Annotated in this window: 19 protein-coding genes; 6 read left to right on the top strand and 13 right to left on the bottom strand. The window is 55.2% G+C overall.

What is annotated here, in order from left to right; all coding sequences use genetic code 11:
* The first annotated feature begins 102 nt into the window (after window positions 1-102).
* A complete protein-coding gene (locus tag ACG1VR_RS11150) occupies window positions 103-492 on the top strand; it encodes a thioesterase family protein (RefSeq protein ID WP_016536583.1) in 390 nt (129 codons plus the stop codon).
* A 119-nt stretch (window positions 493-611) separates the two neighbouring features.
* Window positions 612-1,280, top strand: coding sequence for an epoxyqueuosine reductase QueH (locus ACG1VR_RS11145; RefSeq protein ID WP_016536584.1), 669 nt, complete (start codon window positions 612-614; stop codon window positions 1,278-1,280).
* Window positions 1,281-1,544: 264 nt separating this feature from the next.
* On the opposite strand, the gene dcp is transcribed toward ACG1VR_RS11145, so the two are convergent.
* Entirely contained in the window at window positions 1,545-3,593 is a 2,049-nt protein-coding gene (gene dcp, locus ACG1VR_RS11140) for a peptidyl-dipeptidase Dcp (RefSeq protein ID WP_395490942.1), read from the bottom strand.
* A 134-nt stretch (window positions 3,594-3,727) separates the two neighbouring features.
* On the opposite strand from dcp, the gene ydfG reads away from it, so the two are divergent.
* A complete protein-coding gene (ydfG, locus tag ACG1VR_RS11135; RefSeq protein WP_016536586.1) occupies window positions 3,728-4,477 on the top strand; it encodes a bifunctional NADP-dependent 3-hydroxy acid dehydrogenase/3-hydroxypropionate dehydrogenase YdfG in 750 nt (249 codons plus the stop codon).
* 91 nt (window positions 4,478-4,568) lie between these two features.
* Window positions 4,569-5,255 (top strand): GntR family transcriptional regulator, encoded by a 687-nt coding sequence (locus ACG1VR_RS11130; protein WP_016536587.1) that lies wholly within the window; start codon window positions 4,569-4,571, stop codon window positions 5,253-5,255.
* A gap of 59 nt (window positions 5,256-5,314) precedes the next feature.
* Here the strand turns inward: ACG1VR_RS11130 and ACG1VR_RS11125 are convergent, their stop codons facing one another.
* The 5 genes from ACG1VR_RS11125 to ACG1VR_RS11105 all read right to left on the bottom strand — a co-directional run bounded on the left by ACG1VR_RS11125 (window position 5,315) and on the right by ACG1VR_RS11105 (window position 11,044).
* A complete protein-coding gene (locus ACG1VR_RS11125) occupies window positions 5,315-6,598 on the bottom strand; it encodes an MFS transporter (protein WP_395490941.1) in 1,284 nt (427 codons plus the stop codon).
* Between the two features lie 220 nt (window positions 6,599-6,818).
* Window positions 6,819-8,210: an MFS transporter gene (locus ACG1VR_RS11120; RefSeq protein WP_395490940.1), complete on the bottom strand. Its 1,392-nt coding sequence runs from the start codon at window positions 8,208-8,210 to the stop codon at window positions 6,819-6,821.
* Window positions 8,211-8,273: 63 nt separating this feature from the next.
* Window positions 8,274-9,287: a Zn-dependent oxidoreductase gene (locus ACG1VR_RS11115; protein ID WP_395490939.1), complete on the bottom strand. Its 1,014-nt coding sequence runs from the start codon at window positions 9,285-9,287 to the stop codon at window positions 8,274-8,276.
* Window positions 9,288-9,322: 35 nt separating this feature from the next.
* Window positions 9,323-10,537 carry a D-mannonate dehydratase ManD gene (gene manD / locus ACG1VR_RS11110; protein WP_395490938.1) on the bottom strand — a complete coding sequence of 405 codons (1,215 nt, stop codon included), beginning with the start codon at window positions 10,535-10,537 and terminating at the stop codon, window positions 9,323-9,325.
* Window positions 10,538-10,717: 180 nt separating this feature from the next.
* Complete coding sequence (locus ACG1VR_RS11105; RefSeq protein WP_016536592.1) at window positions 10,718-11,044, bottom strand: YnfA family protein; 327 nt, start codon at window positions 11,042-11,044, stop codon at window positions 10,718-10,720.
* Between the two features lie 112 nt (window positions 11,045-11,156).
* On the opposite strand from ACG1VR_RS11105, the gene ACG1VR_RS11100 reads away from it, so the two are divergent.
* Together ACG1VR_RS11100 and speG are read left to right on the top strand one after the other, a co-directional pair.
* Window positions 11,157-11,558: a DUF1283 domain-containing protein gene (locus tag ACG1VR_RS11100; protein ID WP_016536593.1), complete on the top strand. Its 402-nt coding sequence runs from the start codon at window positions 11,157-11,159 to the stop codon at window positions 11,556-11,558.
* 62 nt (window positions 11,559-11,620) lie between these two features.
* The gene (gene speG, locus ACG1VR_RS11095) at window positions 11,621-12,178 is read left to right on the top strand and encodes a spermidine N1-acetyltransferase (protein WP_016536594.1); all 558 of its coding nucleotides are present in this window, start codon (window positions 11,621-11,623) and stop codon (window positions 12,176-12,178) included.
* A 43-nt stretch (window positions 12,179-12,221) separates the two neighbouring features.
* Here speG and paaK read toward each other — a convergent pair whose 3' ends face one another.
* From paaK to paaE, 7 genes are read right to left on the bottom strand one after another with little or no spacing between them, the layout of a single operon-like run.
* Entirely contained in the window at window positions 12,222-13,538 is a 1,317-nt protein-coding gene (paaK, locus tag ACG1VR_RS11090) for a phenylacetate--CoA ligase PaaK (protein WP_016536595.1), read from the bottom strand.
* Between the two features lie 22 nt (window positions 13,539-13,560).
* Entirely contained in the window at window positions 13,561-14,769 is a 1,209-nt protein-coding gene (gene pcaF / locus ACG1VR_RS11085; protein ID WP_395490937.1) for a 3-oxoadipyl-CoA thiolase, read from the bottom strand.
* Complete coding sequence (gene paaI, locus ACG1VR_RS11080; protein WP_016536597.1) at window positions 14,766-15,191, bottom strand: hydroxyphenylacetyl-CoA thioesterase PaaI; 426 nt, start codon at window positions 15,189-15,191, stop codon at window positions 14,766-14,768. The genes pcaF and paaI overlap by 4 nt, the downstream gene beginning before the upstream one ends.
* Window positions 15,181-16,605, bottom strand: a complete 1,425-nt coding sequence (locus ACG1VR_RS11075; protein ID WP_395490936.1) for a 3-hydroxyacyl-CoA dehydrogenase — start codon at window positions 16,603-16,605, stop codon at window positions 15,181-15,183. Before ACG1VR_RS11075 ends, paaI begins: the two co-directional genes overlap by 11 nt.
* 2 nt (window positions 16,606-16,607) lie before the next feature.
* The gene (paaG, locus tag ACG1VR_RS11070) at window positions 16,608-17,396 is read right to left on the bottom strand and encodes a 2-(1,2-epoxy-1,2-dihydrophenyl)acetyl-CoA isomerase PaaG (protein ID WP_395491093.1); all 789 of its coding nucleotides are present in this window, start codon (window positions 17,394-17,396) and stop codon (window positions 16,608-16,610) included.
* Window positions 17,396-18,163 carry a 2,3-dehydroadipyl-CoA hydratase PaaF gene (gene paaF, locus ACG1VR_RS11065; RefSeq protein ID WP_395490935.1) on the bottom strand — a complete coding sequence of 256 codons (768 nt, stop codon included), beginning with the start codon at window positions 18,161-18,163 and terminating at the stop codon, window positions 17,396-17,398. Before paaF ends, paaG begins: the two co-directional genes overlap by 1 nt.
* Window positions 18,163-19,230, bottom strand: coding sequence for a 1,2-phenylacetyl-CoA epoxidase subunit PaaE (gene paaE, locus ACG1VR_RS11060; protein WP_395490934.1), 1,068 nt, complete (start codon window positions 19,228-19,230; stop codon window positions 18,163-18,165). Before paaE ends, paaF begins: the two co-directional genes overlap by 1 nt.
* Between the last annotated feature and the right edge of the window lie 2 nt (window positions 19,231-19,232).

Below are 19,232 nucleotides of genomic sequence, written 5' to 3'. Positions count from 1 at the left end.
GAAATCAGGACGATTGTATCACAAATGAGCTGTGCAAAAAACGGTCAAAACGGCGTTTTCTGGCGCTTTTAACTCTTACCTAAACGACATCAGGAACGAAGCATGTTTTCAAAGCATTATGAAGTTGATGAAAGCCATATTGATTTTCAGGGCGTGGTAGACGGCCTTTATTACCCGTTTTATATGGAGTGGACCCGCCACGCGTATATGCGTGAAGCGCTGGGGATTGATATCGAAGAAGAGTTTCGCCAGGGCAAGCTCTATATGGTGCTGGAATACTCCCTGCGCTTTCGCAAAAGCCTGCAAAAAGGCGACAGCGTCGAAGTCACCTGCCAATTAGAGCGCAATGAGAAGCGTAACCGCGTGAACTTCGCCCAACAGATAAAAGTCGACGGTGTGGTTTATGCCGAGGCGACTTTTGTCGCAACCTGCCTGGCAAACGGCCGCCCTTCTATGCCGGAAGCCGTGATGAGTGCGTTAGAGCAACTCTGAGCATCGTTAAGGCCTGAAAAATGGCCTTAACATTAATATCTTTAATTATTTATGGTTATTCTGTTGCCCAAATCCTGCTAACCTTTGCCGATACGTGAATTCAATTTCAGGATATTGCTATGCAAGAATTTATCCGCCCAATGTTGCAACTGCCTAATAACGAAAAGAAACTGTTGCTGCATTCCTGCTGTGCCCCCTGCTCGGGCGAAGTGATGGAGGCGATTCAGGCTTCCGGTATCGAATACACCGTTTTCTTCTACAACCCTAATATTCACCCGCAGAAAGAGTATCTGCTGCGTAAAGAAGAGAATATCCGCTTTGCCGAGCAACATGGCGTGCCGTTTGTGGATGCCGACTATGATACCGATAACTGGTTTGAACGGGCAAAAGGGATGGAGTGGGAGCCTGAGCGCGGGGTCAGATGCACGATGTGCTTCGATATGCGTTTTGAACGCACCGCGCTGTATGCCCACGAGCACGGGTTTAACGTCATCAGTAGTTCACTCGGTATTTCTCGCTGGAAAAACATGCAGCAGATCAACGACTGCGGCCAGCGTGCGGCTGCGCCTTATGAAGGCATGAGCTACTGGGATTATAACTGGCGTAAACAGGGCGGCTCTGCACGCATGATTGAGATAAGCAAGCGCGAGCAGTTTTACCAGCAGGAGTATTGCGGCTGCGTTTATTCCCTGCGCGACACCAACCTGCACCGCAAAGCCAACGATCGCCCGCTGATTAAGATAGGCAAGCTTTACTACGGCAAAGACGACGACACTTCGCAGGCATAAATAAACGGGGCGGGTGAACGAGCGTGCGGTGGGGTTAAAAATCCGGGAGCCTGCCGACATCAGTCAGGCCCCGTAATTACTCAGTAAATCCCAGAAGTCCCCTGCACTTTCCTGAGCAGGTCTGCAATTTATAGTCAGCAACCCTGTAAATTGCACGGATATATTCTATTTGATTTTTAAGGCACTTAACGCAAATCATAGCTTTGCAGTTTGCGTTAAGTGCGATTTCACTGTGGCTACATTAATGAGAGCGCTTTCTTAGCGTTATTCTCCCGCCAGCCCGCGATTTTTTAACATCGGCTCGCTGCGTGGATCATGACCGCGCCAATCGCGATACAGCGCTTCCAAATCGCTGCTGTTGCCGCGCGATAAAATAGCCTCCCTGAAACGCTGCCCGTTTTCATGCGTCAGCCCGCCCTGCTCCACAAACCACTGATAGCCATCATCCGCCAGCATCTGCGTCCAGATATAGGCGTAGTAGCCTGCCGCATAGCCGCCGCCAAAGATATGGGCGAAATAGCTGCTGCGGTAACGCGGAGGAACTTCGGCCAGCCGGATATGCTCTTTTTCCAGCGCCTGAGATTCAAAGAGTGTGACATCCTCAATTTGCGTTCCCGCCTCAAGGCTGTGCCAGTTCATATCCAGCAACGCGGCCGCCAGCAGCTCGGTCATGTCATAGCCTTTGTTAAACTGCGCGGCACGGAACAGTTTGCTGCGCAGCGCTTCCGGCATAGGTTCATTGGTTTGGTAATGGCGGGCGTAGTTTGCAAACACCTGCGGCTGGCTGGCCCAGTGCTCGTTGATTTGCGAAGGAAACTCCACAAAGTCACGCGGCGTATTGGTACCGGAAAGGCTTGCGTAGCGCTGGGTCGCAAACAGGCCGTGCAACGTGTGGCCAAATTCATGGAATAGCGTCACTACGTCATCCCAGGAAATCAGCGCCGCCTCACCGGCCGCCGGTTTAACGTAGTTACAGACGTTGTAGATAACCGGCATAGCGCCAAATAGCGTTGACTGCTCGACAAAGTTGCCCATCCACGCCCCGCCGCTTTTGCTGTCGCGGGCAAAGAAATCGCCGTAGAACAGCGCCATGCCGCGCCCGTCTTTATCGAATATTTCCCAGGTTCGCACGTCCCGGTGATAAGTCGGGATATCAAACCGCTCGACGAAGTTCAGGCCAAAAAGCTGGCTGGCCGCCCAGAACACGCCGTTGTGCAACACGCCGTTAAGCTCGAAGTAGGGTTTAATCTGGCCTTCGTCGAGATCGTATTTAGCGCTGCGAACCTGTTCGGCGTAGAACTGCCAGTCCCAGGCGGCTGCCTGAAAACCACCCTGCTGTTGGTCAATAACATGCTGAATGTCTTTCAGTTCGCGCCCGGCGCGCCCGGTTGCGGCAGGCACAATATTTCTCATAAAGCGCAGCGCCGCATCGGGCATTTTTGCCATCTGGTCGGCCATTTTCCAGGCCGCATAATTGTCAAAGCCCAACAGCCTGGCCTGTTCTGCCCGTAGTACCGCCAGGCGCGCCACAATGGAACGAGTGTCGTTGACGTCGTTGCGCTGAGAGCGTTCCCAGCCCGCGTTAAACAGTTTTTCACGCGTGGCCCTGTTAGCCAGGCTTTGCAACGCGGGTTGTTGGGTAAAGTTCAGCAGAGGTATAAGCCATTTACCCTCCAGCCCTTTGTCCGCTGCGGCCTGAGCGGCGGCGGCAATTTCAGCGCCGGTTAAGCCTTGCAGCTCGCTGACATCATCAACAACCAGCCCGCCGGCTTTATCTGCCGCATGCAGGCGATTGTTGAATTGGCTGGTCAACTGCGCGCTCTCTTTATTCAGCGCTTTCAGACGCGTTTTATCGCCCTCGCTAAGCGTTGCCCCGGCCAGCTTGAAGTATTGCCATGTGACCTCGATCAGGCGCAGCGATTCCGCATCCAGTTCTAAACCGTGGCGCTGACGATAAACCTCGTCGAGACGGGCAAACAGCCTGTCATTAAGGCGAATGTCATCGGCCAGTTCCGCCAGTTCGGTTGAAAACGCTTCATCGAGCTGCTGCAAAAAATCGCTGGTATGAGCCGACGTCATGGCATAAAAAACGCTGGTCACCCGCCCCAGTATCGCGCCGGTTTGCTCCAGCGCCAGATAAGTGTTTTCAAACGTTGGCGCATCCGGGTTAGCGGCGATAGCGGCAACCTCTTCCCGTTTTATACGCTTACCTTCATCAAAGGCAGGACGATAATGCTCGTTAGCAATGACGTCAAAATGCGGAGCCTGATAAGGCAATAAACTCGGCTGTAAAAATGGGTTGTCGTGCAGCATTCTTTACTCCCGGTGACCTGAAAAGATCTCTAGTTATAGCGTATTTGACTCTGTTTCTTAATATAAAACTAAGATTACCGCAGCCCGCTGGCGTGCTAATGTAGGGGAAAACAAAATCATTGAGGAACGAAGAGATGATTGTACTGGTTACGGGTGCTACGGCAGGTTTCGGTGAAAGCATTACCCGCCGCTTTATTAAGAATGGCCATAAGGTTATCGCCACCGGCCGCCGTCAGGAGCGCCTGATAGAGCTGAAAGAAGAGCTTGGGGATAACCTGATGACGCTGCAACTCGATGTGCGCAACCGCGCCGCTATCGAAGAAGCGCTGGCAAGCCTGCCGGGCGCATGGCAGCAGATTGATATCCTGGTGAACAATGCCGGTCTGGCGCTGGGCATGGAGCCAGCGCACAAAGCCAACGTTGACGACTGGGAAACCATGATCGACACCAACAACAAGGGCCTGGTTTACATGACCCGCGCCGTGCTGCCCGGCATGGTCGAGCGCAATCGCGGCCATATCATCAACATAGGTTCCACCGCAGGAAGCTGGCCGTATGCGGGCGGTAACGTCTATGGAGCAACTAAGGCGTTTGTGCGCCAGTTCAGCCTGAACCTGCGTACCGACCTGCATAAAACCGCCGTGCGCGTGACCGATATTGAGCCGGGCATGGTTGGCGGCACAGAGTTTTCCAACGTGCGCTTCAAAGGCGACGATGATATGGCGGGTAAAACCTACGAAAATGCCAATGCTTTGACCCCGGAAGACGTAACCGAGGCGGTCTGGTGGGTTGCAACGCTGCCTAAGCACGTTAACATCAACACGCTGGAGATGATGCCGGTTAGCCAATCTTTTGCCGGGCTGAGTATTCACCGCGAAGGTTAATCCTCCCCCTGTACCCGGATGATTACTCCGGGTATAGGTTTTAACGTTATTCGATGTTAAATTTGCCTAAAAGCTCTAATAAGAAAAACGCATGCCACTTTCCAGCGAAATCAATCCCACTCAGCCGGTAAATCAGCAAATTTATCGCATCCTGCGGCACGAAATTGTGCGCTGCCTGATAGCACCAGGTACGCCACTTTCGGAGAAAGAAGTTTCGCTGCGCTTTGACGTCTCGCGCCAGCCGGTGCGGGAAGCGTTTATCAAACTGGCGGAAACGGGCCTGGTGCAAATTCGCCCTCAGCGCGGCACATGGGTAAGTAAAATATCCATCAGCCACGTAAAAAACGGGTGTTTTATCCGCGAGGCCATCGAAAGAGCGGTGGTAAAACGCGCGGCGACGAAAGTAACCCACTCGGATTTATTCACGCTTGAGCATTTACTCAATCAGCAAAGCGTAGCTATCAGCGACGGTAAAATTGATGATTTTTTCTCTCTTGACGATAAATTCCATCAGCAGCTCGCGCTGATTGCGGATTGCAGCCTGGCGTGGGAAACGGTCGAAAATATTAAAGCAACTATGGATCGTGTGCGTTACATGAGCCTCGATCACGTTTCGCCCCCGGCGATGCTGCTGGAGCAGCACCACGACATTTTTAATGCGCTGAAAGCGCAGAATGAAGAAGAAGTTGATGCCGCAATGCACCGCCATTTACATGAAATAAGCCAGTCTATCTTGCAAATCAGGCAGGAAAAACAGGACTGGTTTAGCGACGAGTAGCTGGACAGCGGAAACCACAGCGGGGCCATTACGGCCCCGCCTACCTGTCATCGAAGGGATTATTCGATTCGATCACGCACAATGAACAGATAGCAGAGTGCGCCGATAAAGGTCACACAAGCGGCAATGACCAACGCCATATTAAAGGAGTGGGTCGTGTCGACGATCCAGCCCGTGACTACCGGCGCAAAGGAGGCAAAAATAAAACTGCCGAAGTTTTGTATTGCCGCAACGGACGCGACTTTTGTTTCTGAAACCAGAACCTGAACCAGTCCCCACGCTGATGTGCCAGCAAAATGGACGCAGAATAGCGCCATCGAGATGAATGCCACAGCCTGCATTGGGGTGGATGACTGCACAACCAGTAACGTACCAAGCGCAGAAAGCACTAAACCGGCGACAATCGCTGTCTTGCGAGTTTTGGCGAGATCATACCCACGTTTAGCAAAGGCATCGACCACGATACCGTTGATCCACATGCCCACCGCCGCCGCTAAAAATGGAATAGCCGCAACCCAGCCTGTTTTTGCGAGGCTAAAACCCTGCTCCGCCTGCAAATATCCTGGCAGCCAGGCGATGTATAACCATCCGGTATAATTCACCCCTGAGAATCCTAAAATCATTCCCCAGGTCGTACGGGATTTAAATAAGGCTAACCATTCGTTAAAGCGAAGCTTTGGGCGCGGCGTAAGGGGGGCGGACAAATATTCTCTCTCGGTTTCGTCCAATGCAAACTGCGCCCGGTTGCGGTACCAAATATACCAACAAATACCGACAAGGACCCCGGCAAGCCCGATGACCACAAACATCGTGCGCCATCCCCATGCGAGCTGCATAACAACCAGCGCAGGCGGTGCTATCGCTTGCCCTATTACCGTTGATGAATTAAAAATACCGAGCGCCGTTCCTCGTTCTTTTTGCACATACCAGTCAGTAATCGACTTCACACCGGCAGGCATAAACGGCGCCTCGCCTATTCCCAGACCAATACGCAACATAATAAAATGACTAAATGAGTTCACCACCCCGGTGGCAGCTTGCATTGCAGACCAAAAGATTAGACCCGCGCCGAGAACGATACGAGGGCCAAAACGATCGAGCAATATTCCCGATGGCAGCTGCGATAAACCATAAGACAGGGAGAAAGCCGAGAGTAATACCCCGAATTCCGTTGCCGACAGTCCAAGCTCGCCGCGGATGGCTTCCCCTGCGACACTTAATGATGAACGATCCAGAAAATTCACGATCCCGGCAATAAAAAGAAGAACCAGAGTCACGGTTTGTATACGGCGTATCCTTGCAGGCTTATCTATTATTGGTTCTTTTGTTAACGTCTGTTCCATCACGGTCTCCGGTAGCTAAATACAATTAATGAATTAACGCAGAATAAATTCTTTGAAGTGCACGGAAATAAAACAAGTTCCTCCAGAGAGAAGCCCCAAATTCGAGATGGACGATGCGCGTAACCAGCCGGCTTCGGTCGTAGCCAGGAACAACCGCCCTGGCCGCGAGTAATTTATTTTCCATAATAGATTTCCTGTGGATTGCGCTGTGTATAGCGCTTCAGTAGCTACGTGCTTGATCAAGCGCTGGCGTGGCTTTGGGCTCGGCGGCGTCTTCCTCAATACTGAGGTCACGATCCCTGACCTCCGGCATCAACAGCGCGGAAAGCAGCCCAATAATCGAGTAACAAACCAGCATCACCACAACGGGCCACCAGGAATCCGTCATATTCACGAAAATACCGGCCAGCACCGGCCCGAAACCAACGGCCACCAGCCCGCCCACTTCCTTGGAGATGGCCATGCGGGTAAAGCGATTACGCGAGCCGAACATTTCTGCCATCGTGATGTTCTCCAGCGCAAACAGCCCCAGGACAGCAACGTTATGAATGATGATAATGGAGGCCATAATCACGCTTACCCCCTTGCTGCTATCAACAATCATCGAGAGCATTGGCCAGGCGAGAATAATCGCCGAAATATTGATGATGATATAAGGTACGCGGCGGCCCACTTTGTCGGACAGCCAGCCAAGAAGCGGAATAGTGATGAATCCGATAGCCGAGCTGATCATTAAGGCATCGGTCGGAATGCTTTTATCAAACAGCAGGGTCTGTACAAGGTAGCCCGCAAGGAAAGTCTGGATCAGGCCTGAATTACCCGCCTGACCAAACCGCAGGCCGGTTGCCAGCCAGAAGGATTTGCTGGTGAACATGGCGCTAAGCGAATGGGTGTCGCCGCGCTCTTTTACGCCAGCCGTTGCCTCCTCCTCGCTGACTTTCTCAAACACCGGGCTTTCTTTCAGGTTAAGCCGCAGCCAGATCGCAAATATCATCACCACAGCGCTTGCGAGGAACGGCACGCGCCAGCCCCACGCCAGCAGCTGTTCTTTATCCAGCACAAAGAACATCACCGCCCAGATTGCCGTAGCCGATAACGTACCGCAGTTGGTGCCCATAGCGACCAGGGAAGAAATAATGCCGCGCCTGCCCTTTGGCGCATATTCCGCCAGCATTGTTCCCGCTCCGGAAATCTCGGCTCCCGCCCCCAAACCCTGGATAATACGCAGGGCAACCAGCAGCAGCGGTGCAAAAATCCCGATTTGTGCATACGTCGGTAATACGCCAATCAGCGTGGTGCAAATCCCCATCATAGTGATGGTAATAAACAGGACTTTTTTACGCCCGATGGTGTCACCCATACGGCCAAAAATAAAAGCCCCGACTATCCTGGCAATATAACCTGCACCGTAGGTTCCCATTGCCAGAATTAATGCCATGGCAGCAGACTGCTCCGGGAAAAATATTTCGTGAAACACCAGCGCTGCGCCAAGAGAGTAAAGCTGGAAGTCCATGAATTCCAGCGCGGTGCCCAGCCAGCCTGAAACGGCGGCCTTTATCAAGTCTGAAGTGCTTCTTTCCGGCTGTTGCGGAGTTAATAGGGTTGTCGTCATAGTTCTGATCTCTGAAATTTATTGTTGTAGGTACAGAAAATATTCAGAAACAGCAGCTGTGGCTCAGAAATTCAATAAGACCTTACAGCAGTGCTGCTGGTCTTTTTCGAAGGTTTCCATCGCCTCAATAATCTGAACATAATTAAAATGATGAGTGATTAGTTTCTTAGGCTGAATAAGCCCGGCCAGCATCCAGCTGATGACCTGAGAAAAGCGATTACTGTTGAGACGGGAGCTATAGATAGTTAGCTCTTTGCTGGTAATGCCCTGCTGGCTAATGACGCAGGGTTCGGAGGAAAAACCCATAATGCCGATACGCGCCGCAGGGGATGCGAGGCGAATCGCCTCCGGCAGAATGGAAGGATGGCAGGCTGCATCGATAATAACCGTCGGGAGGATGCCAAGCACGGTGAGCTCTTCAACCAGATCCAGCCCTGCGTTGTTGATAACGTGATCCGCGCCGCAGGTTTTTGCCATTTGCAGGCGTTCCTCAATGCGGTCGACGGCAATCACCTCTTTCACGCCATACACGCCGCGCAGAGCCTGAATACAGGTCAGTCCCATCGGCCCTGCGCCGTATACCAGGGCGGTGTCCAGCTTGCCGGGAGTCAGCTGGCTGCAAAGATTGGCGGCGATGGTAAAAGGCTCAATCATCGTCGCTTCATCGTCGGAGATTGCATCCGGCACAATGTGGACATTTTTAGCGGGGAGCGTCACGTATTCGCTGAAGCCGCCGTCGCGGTGCACGCCGATAACCTGGAGTTCTTCGCAGACGTTAGGCCGCCCGACGGAGCAGGGATAGCAGCGCCCGCAGCTTACTACCGGGTCCCCCGCCACTCGCGCCCCGAGCAGGTTTGTGTCAACGCCCTCGCCAACGGCATCAACGTGGCCAAAGAATTCATGTCCGATCACGCGTGGGTATTTAGCAAAAGGATTATGCCCGCGCCAGATGTGCAGGTCCGAGCCGCAAATTCCCGCGCTGGCAACACGCATTCGCACCTCGCCCGCCTCCGGGTGCGGGTCTTCGCGCTCTTCGATAACTAAATCATTCGGGGTTCTGACGGTAATAGATTGCATTATTTTTACTCCATCCAGTTTCGATAAAGGCTCGATCACCAGTTCCAGAGCGTGCCGTCTTCCAGGCGAGCCACCGGAAGATAGGCTGGTTCGTAGGGATATTTAGCCGCCAGCTTTTCGTCAAATTCGATGCCGAGGCCGGGCTTATTGCCGGGATGCATATAGCCGCTGTCGAACGACCAGCTATGGGGGAAGACTTCCAGCATCTGCTCTGAGTAACCCATATATTCCTGCACGCCAAAATTCGGCACCCAGAGGTCAAAATGCAGCGCTGCGGCCATGCAGACCGGCGAGAGGTCGGACGGCCCATGCGAGCCGGTGCGGACCTGGTACAATGAGGCAAAATCGGCAATACGGCGCATGCCGGTAATCCCGCCCGCGTGGGTGATGGTGGTGCGGATATAATCGATAAGCTGCTCTTCAATCAGCTGCTTGCAGTCCCAGATGCTGTTGAACACTTCTCCCACGGCAATTGGCGTCACCGTGTGCTGGCGAATCAGGCGGAAGCACTCCTGGTTCTCCGCAGGCGTTGGGTCTTCCATCCAGAACAGGCGGTAGTCCTCCACGCTTTTGCCAAAACGCGCGGCTTCTATCGGCGTCAGCCGATGGTGCATGTCGTGCAGCAGATGCTCCTCGAAGCCAAACTTCGAGCGAACCGCTTCAAACAGCTTTGGCGTAAAGTCGAGGTATTTTTCCGTAGACCACAGCTGCTCTTCCGGCCAGTCACCCTTGGTCGCTGGCTCGTATGCCTGCCCTTTGCCTTTCGCCATACCGTAAGTCGTTTTCATGCCCGGCACGCCGCACTGGACACGAATAGCTTTGAAACCCATCTCTTTATGGCGGGCATAGTCTTCCAGCACTTCATCAATGGAGTGCCCTGTGGTGTGGCAATAGACCATGACGCCTTCGCGCGATGCCCCCCCCAAAAGCTGGTAGAGCGGCATTCCGGCGGCCTTAGCTTTAATATCCCACAGCGCCATATCCACAGCCGAAATGGCAGACATTGTGACCGGCCCGCGCCGCCAGTAGGCGCCTTTGTAGAAAAACTGCCAGATATCTTCGATGCGCTGGGCATCGCGGCCTATAAGCTGCGGGCAGACGTGATCCCGCAGATAGGAGGCGACCGGCAATTCACGCCCGTTGAGCGTGGCATCCCCCAGCCCGGTTATTCCCTCATCGGTGGTTATTTTCAGCGTGACAAAGTTACGCCCCGGACAAGTGACAAACACCTCGGCACTCACTATTTTCATTACCTGATTCCTTGCGGCAGATTGCAGCGGCGACAATTATTGAGGCAGAAATTACCTTCAACGCAACTACCATACAAGTATGCAAATAATGATATCCGAAGATGAGTCACACTTTATGTATGACTCAATGCAACGTATACATCCGAAATGGGAAGAGGATTGAAGGGAAAAAAAAGAGAATCAGGCCCGGCCCCAGCCGGCGACGATAATCAGCATGCCGCAGAAGGCAATGGCCGCCCCGGTCCAGTCATAAACGCTAAGTTTTACGCCATCAACAATGCGCAGCCAGAGCAGCGCGGTGACCACATAGACTCCGCCGTAGGCTGCATATACCCTGCCGCTGGCCGCCGGATGCAGCGTTAACAGCCAGACAAAAATCGCCAGAGAGAGCGCAGCAGGCAGCAGTAACAACACCGAACCGCCTCGCCTCAACCATAGCCAGGGCAGAAAACAGCCGATAATTTCCGCAAGCGCGGTGGCAAAAAACAGCAATGTCGTTTTGATCATATTGTGATTTATTCAGTAATAATGGTTGCAGAAGATTGACGCATATAGGCGCAATCCTGGACGAATGGTATTATTCGCTCTGAAAACTGCTTAACCCTAAAAGGAAATTGCAATGAACTCAATCCTTCGTAAGCCTCTGTCATGGATGCCGTTAGCCTTGCTGGGTGCAGCGCTCATGGTTTCCGTTCCGGTGCAGGCAGATACGAACGTTGTCGTCGTCCAGCCAGGCTCCGGCAACACCGTGGGCGGTCAGGAAAATTCGCTGACCCGCCAGCGCGCCGCTGAAGAAAAAGAACAGTGGAACGACACCCGCACTCTGCGCCAGAAGATTAACCGCCACAACGAAAAAGTATTCGATCGTGAATCTGCCCGTGGTGATAAAAACTGGGACAAAGAAGATGCCGCCCAGGACAACTTCGACAAATGCCAGCAAAGCGCCAACGTCAACGTCTACTGGGAGCCAAACACAATGCGCTGCCTGGACCGCCGTACCGGCCGCATTGCTAACCCATAATTTCACTCGTCTTTAAAGGCTCCTGCCGCCGGGAGCCTTCCCCATCTGCGCAAGGACAAGCCATGAGTCAGGAATTAACAATTCGCCTTCGCCCGCTTGAGCGCGAAGATCTTCGCTTCGTTCACCAACTGGACAACAATGCCAGCGTGATGCGCTACTGGTTTGAAGAGCCTTACGAAGCGTTTGTGGAGCTTTCCGACCTTTACGACAAGCACATTCACGACCAAAGCGAACGCCGCTTCGTTATCGACTGCAACGGCATGAACGCCGGCCTGGTGGAGCTGGTAGAAATAGATCATATTCACCGCCGCGCGGAGTTCCAGATAATTATTACCCCGGATTATCAGGGCAAAGGCCTGGCCTCACGCGCCGCCAAGCTGGCGATGGATTACGGTTTTACCGTGCTCAATCTCTATAAGCTGTATTTGATTGTCGATAAAGAGAACGAAAAAGCGGTGCATATCTACAAGAAGCTGGGCTTTATTGTGGAAGGCGAATTGATTCACGAGTTCTTTATTAACGGCCAGTATCGGGACGCTATCCGCATGTGCATTTTCCAGCATCAATTTTTGGCAAAAAAAACGCCGGAAAACACTTTACTGAAGCCTACCGCACAGTAGGCCAGAACCCTCTCCCGGCCCGGGGAGAGGGAATTAATCCCGGCTACTGATTCGCAGCCTGGCGCAAGTCACATACGCGAATGGCTTTCCCTTCCGAACGCGGCAGGCTGCCGCAGTTAACGATAGTAATATCGGTAGAAATCCCCACCATCGACTTGATGCGATGACGCAGCTCGTGGCACACGCCACAGCGCTGTTCATGACTGAGATAGAGGCTGCTTTCCTTCAGTTCCACCTTGATTGCCAGGGTGTCGAGATGCCCGCGGCGATGCACTTCCAGCTGATAGTGCGGCGCAAGATGCTGGAATTTGAGGATCTCTTCTTCCAGCTGCGACGGGAAGACGTTTACCCCGCGGATAATCAGCATATCGTCCGAACGCCCGGTGATTTGGTCCATGCGGCGCATAGTGCGCGCGCTGCCGGGCAGTAAGCGCGTCAGGTCGCGCGTGCGGTAGCGAATAACCGGTAATGCTTCTTTGGTGAGCGTGGTAAACAGCAGTTCGCCTTGCTCACCGTCTTCCAGCGGCACGCCGCTCTGCGGATCGACAATTTCCGGGTAAAAATGATCTTCCCAGATGGTCGGCCCGTCGCGAGATTCGAGGCACTCCATGGCAACGCCTGGCCCCATCACTTCCGACAGGCCATAAATATCCAGGGCGGTAATACCCAGGCGACGCTCTATTTCCGCGCGCATGGCTTTAGTCCAGGGCTCCGCGCCGAACACACCAACCCGCAGGGAGCAGCCGCTGGCATCCCCGCCCATCTGGCGCTCCATTTCTTCAATCAGATTCAGGCACCAGGACGGCGTCACCATAATCATATCGGGCTTAAAATCACGGATCAGCTGCGCCTGTTTCTCGGTCTGACCGCCTGACATCGGGATCACCGTAGCACCGAGTCTTTCTGCGCCGTAATGCGCACCCAGCCCGCCGGTAAACAGGCCATAGCCGTAGGAAACGTGGATTTTATCTTTGGGCGTTCCGCCAGCGGCACGCAGAGAACGGGCAACCAGGTTAGCCCAGGTATCGATATCGTTCTGGGTATAGCCCACTACCGTGGGTTTGCCGGTGGTGCCGGAAGAAGCGTGAATACGCACCACTTGTTCCATCGGCACCGCGAAAGTGTCAAAAGGATAGTTATCGCGTAGATCCTGCTTAGTGGTGCAAGGAAACAGGCGAATATCCTTCAGCTCTTTAAAATCATCAGGGTGAACGCCAACGGCGTCAAATTTACGCTTATACATTGGGACATTGTTATAAGCGTGATTCAGGGTCCACTTCATGCGCTCCGTTTGCAGGGCCTGAAGTTCATCCAGCGATGCGGTTTCAATCGTTTCCAGCTTGGTTGCAGAGGTTATCATTATAGGGTACTCGCAGGTTTGATTAGCTCACACGCTCAAGGATCAGGGCAATGCCCTGACCCACACCGATACACATGGTGCAAAGGGCATAGCGCCCGCCGCGCCGGTGCAGCTCCAGGCTGGCCGTCAATGCCAGTCTGGCTCCGCTCATCCCCAGCGGGTGCCCTAAGGCGATGGCACCGCCGTTAGGATTCACATGCGGGGCATCATCCGGGAGCCCCAGTTGACGAAGCACGCCGAGCGCCTGCGCGGCGAACGCTTCGTTTAATTCAATTAAATCCATGTCGTGAATACTGAGCCCGGCGATTTCCAACACTTTTCGTACCGCAGGGACCGGGCCAAGCCCCATCAGACGGGGTTCGACGCCGGCGGTCGCCATAGCAACAATTCGAGTTTTTGGGGTCAGACCGTGATGTACAGCGGCAGATTCGCTGGCAATAATCAGCGCCGCCGCCCCGTCGTTCACCCCGGATGCGTTACCAGCCGTTACCACGCCGTTTGCACGGAACGGGGCCTTCAATCCTGCCAGCTGTTCCAGCGTCGTTTCCGCTCGCGGATGCTCGTCTTCACGCACTTCAGTTACCGCCCCCTTGCGCCCGCTAAGGGTCACCGGAACAATCTCTTCGGCCAGAATTCCCTTCTGCTGAGCCTGCGCGGTGCGCTGCTGGCTGCGCCAGGCGAAGGCATCCTGATCGGCACGACTTATATTTAACAATTCCGCTACATTCTCTGCCGTTTCCGGCATGCTGTCAGTACCAAATTGCGCGGCCATGAGCGGGTTCACAAAACGCCAGCCGATGGTAGTGTCGAACATCTCCGCCTGGCGCTGAAACGGCGAGCTGGCCTTGCCCATCACAAACGGCGCCCGCGACATGGACTCCACTCCGCCCGCCAGCATCAACTGTGCATCGCCCGCTTTAATCGCACGAGCAGCGAAGCCCACGGCATCCAGCCCGGAGCCGCACAGGCGGTTAATAGTCGTGCCAGGCACGTTCTGACCTAATCCCGCCAGCAAGGTCGCCATGCGCGCCACGTTGCGGTTATCTTCTCCGGCCTGGTTGGCGCAGCCGAAAATCACGTCGTCCACCGCGCTCCAGTCCAGATTCGGGTAACGGGCCAGCAATTCCCGGAGAGGAATCGCCGCTAAATCATCCGCACGCACGCCGGAAAGCACACCGCCGTAGCGGCCAATAGGAGTGCGAACGCCGTCGCATATAAAAGCCTGATTCATAATTTTGCTCCCGAAACGGTAGTCCCGATGCGATGCGCACGGCCGCGAAACAGCGCCAGCGTTTTCTCATCCTGATTGATAATTTCGATGTCGTAGACCCCGGTCTGCCGTCCCTGATGGCGCACCTGAGCCACCGCTTTCAGGCGGTCACCCTCTTTACCCGGACGCATGAAATCGATATTGCAGCCCGAAGCGACCGCCGCCAGCCCCTGGCTGTTGCAGGCGTAGGCAAAAGCGGTATCGGCGAGGGTAAAAAGCTGCCCGCCGTGGCAGGTCTGGTGCCCGTTGAGCATTTCGGCGGTAATCGTCATGGTCAGCACCGCAAACCCTTCGCCCATTTCGATGATTTCAATGCCCATTTGCTTTGCGCAGTTGTCACGGGCGTACATTTCGCGGGCGTTAGCCCATGCATTAGTGCTCATGTTGGTTCTCCAGCAGCGCGCGCTGGCGCAGCAGTGAGGTTGGCCGGTAACGCTCTTCTCCGTAGTGGCGCTGGAGGTTTTCCAGCAGCGTTAGCACGTTCTGCCAGCCGAGTTTTGCGCCCCAGGCGAGCGGCCCCTGCGGATAATTGACGCCCAGGCGCATAGCGGTATCGATATCCGCCTCGCTGGCGACGCCTTTTTGCAGCGCATCCAGAGCCTCGTTTGCCAGCATCGCGACCGTGCGCCAGACCAGCATTCCGGGGTAATCTTTAATCACCAGCACGCGCTTGCCCTGCTGCTGGTAATAATGAATAACTTTCGCCAACTGCAAAGACGTGACCGATGCAGATGCCGCCAGTATCTCCAGCGAGGTGTCGGCCAGCCTGTCTCTCAGCACCACCGGGCGCTTTAGCTCTGCCGACAGCGCCGTTGCGGTAATCCCGCTGGTCACCGCCACCAGAACTTCATCCAGCTCGAGCGTTTTACCCGTATGTACCACCTGCGTAGCGGCGTTATCGTCCGGCTGCCCGGCCTGATATTCCGGTTGGGCATCCAGCGGCCAGCGATATACGCCCTGCCCGGTTTTCTTGCCGAGACGTTTGCCCAGCACTAATTCCTGCTGAGCCAGGGACGGCAGGAATCGGCGCTCCTGCCAGAAGGCGTTAAACACCGAGCAGGTCACGGCAAAATTTACGTCCTGACCAATCAGGTCAGTCAGCGCCAGCGGCCCCATCGGGAAACCGGCGCCCTCACGTAAAGCGGCATCAATCACTGCCGCAGGAGCAACCTGCTCCTCCAGCGCTCGCCACGCTTCGGCGTAATAAGGACGAGCCACTCGGTTAACGATGAAGCCCGGCGTGGACTGGCAGCACACCGGCTGTTTTCCCCAGCGCAGAGCCAGCTCGCTCAACTGCCCGGCAACCTCAGAAGAGGTCTCCAGGCCGCTAACAATTTCCACCAGCTTCATGACCGGCGCGGGATTAAAGAAGTGCAGTCCGGCCACGCGCTGAGGGTTTTCAATTCCGCTGGCAAGAGCGGTAATTGAAATCGATGAGGTATTACTGGCAAAAACCGCATCCGGAGAGCAAATTGCAGCAAGATCGCGGAAAATTGCTTGTTTGATATCTATTTGCTCGGCGGCGGCTTCGATGACCAGGCCCACATCGGCGAGGTCTGCCAGCTTTTCTGCCGCATGAAGACGGGCTACCGTTGCCAGCTTGCTGGCTTCATCAAGCTTTCCCTTTGCCACACGGGCGCTGAGCGCGGTGGCAATGCCGTCGATGGCGCGTTTAGCCGCGCCGGGCTGAATGTCGTAGAGCCAGACGCGATGACCGGCACCGGCGGCAACCTGCGCAATACCCGCGCCCATTGTGCCGCTGCCGATCACCGCAATAACTGCATCAGGCGTCAGCATGATCATTTCCCCTTAAAGGTTGCCGGGCGCCTGGCCAGAAACGCAGAAACGCCTTCACGGTAATCTTCGCTGCGCCCGGCGAGACGCTGGTAATCACGTTCCAGATCCAGTTGGGCATCAAGCGTGTTGGTTTCTGAGGCATAAATCGCTTTTTTGATTAGCCCAAGGCCGAAGGTCGGCTGGCTGGCAAAATGGGTCGCCAGCTGGCGCGCGGTATCGCCCAGTTGCTCGTCGTCCACTACCTGCCAAATCATGCCCCACTGGTGAGCCTGTTCGGCGCTAAGCGTATCGCCCATCAGCGCCAGGCCCATTGCCCGTGCGCGGCCCGTAAGCCGGGGTAAAAACCAGGTACCGCCGCAGTCGGGAACCAGGCCCAGCTTGCTGAAAGACATAATGAATTTTGCCGAACGTGCGGCGATAACCATATCGCAGCCCAGCGCAAGCGTAGCGCCCGCTCCGGCAGCCACGCCGTTTACCGCGGCGATGACCGGTTTTGGCAATTTAGCCAGGCGGCGCATCAGCGGGTTATAGAAAGTCTCTACCGAATAGCCGAGATCGGGCACTTCGCCGCTCGGGTCAACATTGCGGTCATTAAGATCCTGCCCGGCACAGAACCCGCGCCCCGCGCCGGTAATCAACAGGCAGCGAATAGTTTCATCGCGTTCGGCCTGGGTCAGAACTTCCGCCAGCTGGCGGTGCATCTCATCGTTAAAACTATTGAGGCGCTCCGGGCGGTTCAGGGTCAGGGTCATTACCCCGTTTTGCACATCGCTAACAATAAAATTCATGATTAACGTCCTTTGAAGGCGGCAGGTCGTTTTTCCAGGAAGGCGGCAATGCCCTCCTGGCGATCTTCGGTGGCGGCGAGCAGCGTAAACAGCTGGCGTTCCTGCAACAGCCCCTGATTAAGGCCGGTTTCCTGAGCCTGGCGAAGAGCCGTTTTTGCCGCCTGAAGCGCAAGTGGAGCGTGGCGGGCAATTTGCGCGGCCAGCTTTTGCGCATACTCGAGCGTGAGCGCCGAAGGATGAACCTCCGCAACCAGCCCGGCCTGCAAGGCCCGCTGCGCATCAATTGGCTCGCCGCTCAGCACCATGCGGTAGGCCAGCGCTTTTCCTACGCTGCGGATAAGCCGCTGCGTACCGCCTGCCCCCGGCATAATGCCGAGCGTAATTTCCGGCAGGCCGAAGCGGGCATTATCCCCGGCAATAATAATGTCGCTTAGCAATGCCAGTTCGCAGCCTGCGCCGAGCGCATAGCCGTTAACGGCGGTAATCAGCGGTTTAGAAAAGCGTTCAATGCGCGCCCAAAGCTGCGGGCGCGGGTCGTTGAGCGTGGCGGGCATATCGCGGCTCGCCATCTCCTTTAAATCCGCTCCGGCGGCAAAAAAACGTTCGTTGCCTGCAACAACAACGGCGCCAATGCTTTGCTCCTGCTGCGCCGCTTCCAGCGCTTCGGCGAGCTTCGTCAGCAGCTCATTATTCAGGGCATTACGCGCCTGGGGGCGGTTCAGCGTCAGGGTTAAAACTCGCCCGATCTGGTGGCTCAATATTTCGCTCATCACAGCCCCTGCGCGTCAAAATCAAGCACCACATCGTCACCCTTCGGCAGCGCCTGGCAGCTCAGCACATAGCCCGCCGCCAGCTGATCCGGCTCCAGGCTGTAGTTGACGCCCATTTCCACTTCACCGCTTATTACTTTGCAGCGGCAGGTGGCGCAGACGCCGCCCTTGCAGGCATAAGGCAGGTCAGCCCCCTGGCGTAGCGCTGCATCAAGAATGCTTTCGTCCCCGGCGGTAAGCGTAATCTGGCGAGCGACTCCGTCCTGGCGCAGAGTGACAACTTTGCCTGCGGCCTGCGCCCGCGAGCGGGAACTCGGGGTGATGCCCGGCGTGTTGAAGTGTTCGATATAGATATTCTGCTGCGCTACGCCAAGCTCCAGCAGCGTGGCCTCGGCTTCCTGCATCATGCTTTGCGGGCCGCAGATAAAGGTGCGATCAAAGCCTTTGAGATCCAGCAAGTGGTCGCCCAGCGCCCGGAGTTTCGCGCCGTCCAGACGCCCGCTGAGCAGGTCACTTTCCGGCGTTTCCTGGCTGAACAGATAGATAAGCTGTAGCCGCTGCGGGTAGCGGTCTTTAAGATCGGCCAGCGCCTGGCGGAACATCATGCTGCCGCTGCTGCGGTTGCCATAAACCAGCGTGACGCGGCTTTGGGGTTCAGCGGCGAGCGTAGAGCCGATGATTGCCAGCATTGGCGTAATGCCGGAGCCAACCGCCAGCGCCAGATAATTGCCGGTGGTTTTCGGGTTTGGCTGGTAGCCAAATGTCCCCTGCGGAACCATCACTTCCAGCGACATACCTGCCGCCAGGTCGCTTAACGCATATTGAGAAAAGCGCCCGCCTTCAATGGCTTTTACCGCCACGCAAATTTCGCCCGGCTTTTCCTCACGGCAGATGGAGTAACAGCGGCGCAGCTCTTCGCCGCCCAGCTTCGCCTTCAGCGTAAGGTGCTGGCCGGGACGAAAACGATAATGGCCGCGCAGCTCGTCGGGAACGGCAAAAGTGATAGCCACCGCTTCCGGGGTTTCAGGTTCAATACGCGCCACTTTCAGGGAATGAAACGTCGTCATGG

It is taken from the genome of Cedecea davisae, from assembly GCF_044095835.1.
Taxonomy (GTDB): Bacteria; Pseudomonadota; Gammaproteobacteria; order Enterobacterales; family Enterobacteriaceae; genus Cedecea; species Cedecea davisae.
This window is presented reverse-complemented; position numbering and strand designations above follow the sequence as displayed.

What these genes read in the sequence shown, in the direction of transcription:
- paaE (WP_395490934.1), bottom strand. Translation starts at nt 19,230, where the DNA reads ATGACGACGTTTCATTCCCTGAAAGTGGCGCGTATTGAACCTGAAACC.
- speG (WP_016536594.1), top strand. Translation starts at nt 11,621, where the DNA reads ATGAGTCAGGAATTAACAATTCGCCTTCGCCCGCTTGAGCGCGAAGAT.
- dcp (WP_395490942.1), bottom strand. Translation starts at nt 3,593, where the DNA reads ATGCTGCACGACAACCCATTTTTACAGCCGAGTTTATTGCCTTATCAG.
- ydfG (WP_016536586.1), top strand. Translation starts at nt 3,728, where the DNA reads ATGATTGTACTGGTTACGGGTGCTACGGCAGGTTTCGGTGAAAGCATT.
- manD (WP_395490938.1), bottom strand. Translation starts at nt 10,537, where the DNA reads ATGAAAATAGTGAGTGCCGAGGTGTTTGTCACTTGTCCGGGGCGTAAC.
- ACG1VR_RS11125 (WP_395490941.1), bottom strand. Translation starts at nt 6,598, where the DNA reads ATGGAACAGACGTTAACAAAAGAACCAATAATAGATAAGCCTGCAAGG.
- paaF (WP_395490935.1), bottom strand. Translation starts at nt 18,163, where the DNA reads ATGAGCGAAATATTGAGCCACCAGATCGGGCGAGTTTTAACCCTGACG.
- ACG1VR_RS11130 (WP_016536587.1), top strand. Translation starts at nt 4,569, where the DNA reads ATGCCACTTTCCAGCGAAATCAATCCCACTCAGCCGGTAAATCAGCAA.
- paaK (WP_016536595.1), bottom strand. Translation starts at nt 13,538, where the DNA reads ATGATAACCTCTGCAACCAAGCTGGAAACGATTGAAACCGCATCGCTG.
- ACG1VR_RS11145 (WP_016536584.1), top strand. Translation starts at nt 612, where the DNA reads ATGCAAGAATTTATCCGCCCAATGTTGCAACTGCCTAATAACGAAAAG.
- ACG1VR_RS11100 (WP_016536593.1), top strand. Translation starts at nt 11,157, where the DNA reads ATGAACTCAATCCTTCGTAAGCCTCTGTCATGGATGCCGTTAGCCTTG.
- ACG1VR_RS11150 (WP_016536583.1), top strand. Translation starts at nt 103, where the DNA reads ATGTTTTCAAAGCATTATGAAGTTGATGAAAGCCATATTGATTTTCAG.
- paaI (WP_016536597.1), bottom strand. Translation starts at nt 15,191, where the DNA reads ATGAGCACTAATGCATGGGCTAACGCCCGCGAAATGTACGCCCGTGAC.
- ACG1VR_RS11120 (WP_395490940.1), bottom strand. Translation starts at nt 8,210, where the DNA reads ATGACGACAACCCTATTAACTCCGCAACAGCCGGAAAGAAGCACTTCA.
- ACG1VR_RS11075 (WP_395490936.1), bottom strand. Translation starts at nt 16,605, where the DNA reads ATGCTGACGCCTGATGCAGTTATTGCGGTGATCGGCAGCGGCACAATG.
- pcaF (WP_395490937.1), bottom strand. Translation starts at nt 14,769, where the DNA reads ATGAATCAGGCTTTTATATGCGACGGCGTTCGCACTCCTATTGGCCGC.
- ACG1VR_RS11105 (WP_016536592.1), bottom strand. Translation starts at nt 11,044, where the DNA reads ATGATCAAAACGACATTGCTGTTTTTTGCCACCGCGCTTGCGGAAATT.
- ACG1VR_RS11115 (WP_395490939.1), bottom strand. Translation starts at nt 9,287, where the DNA reads ATGCAATCTATTACCGTCAGAACCCCGAATGATTTAGTTATCGAAGAG.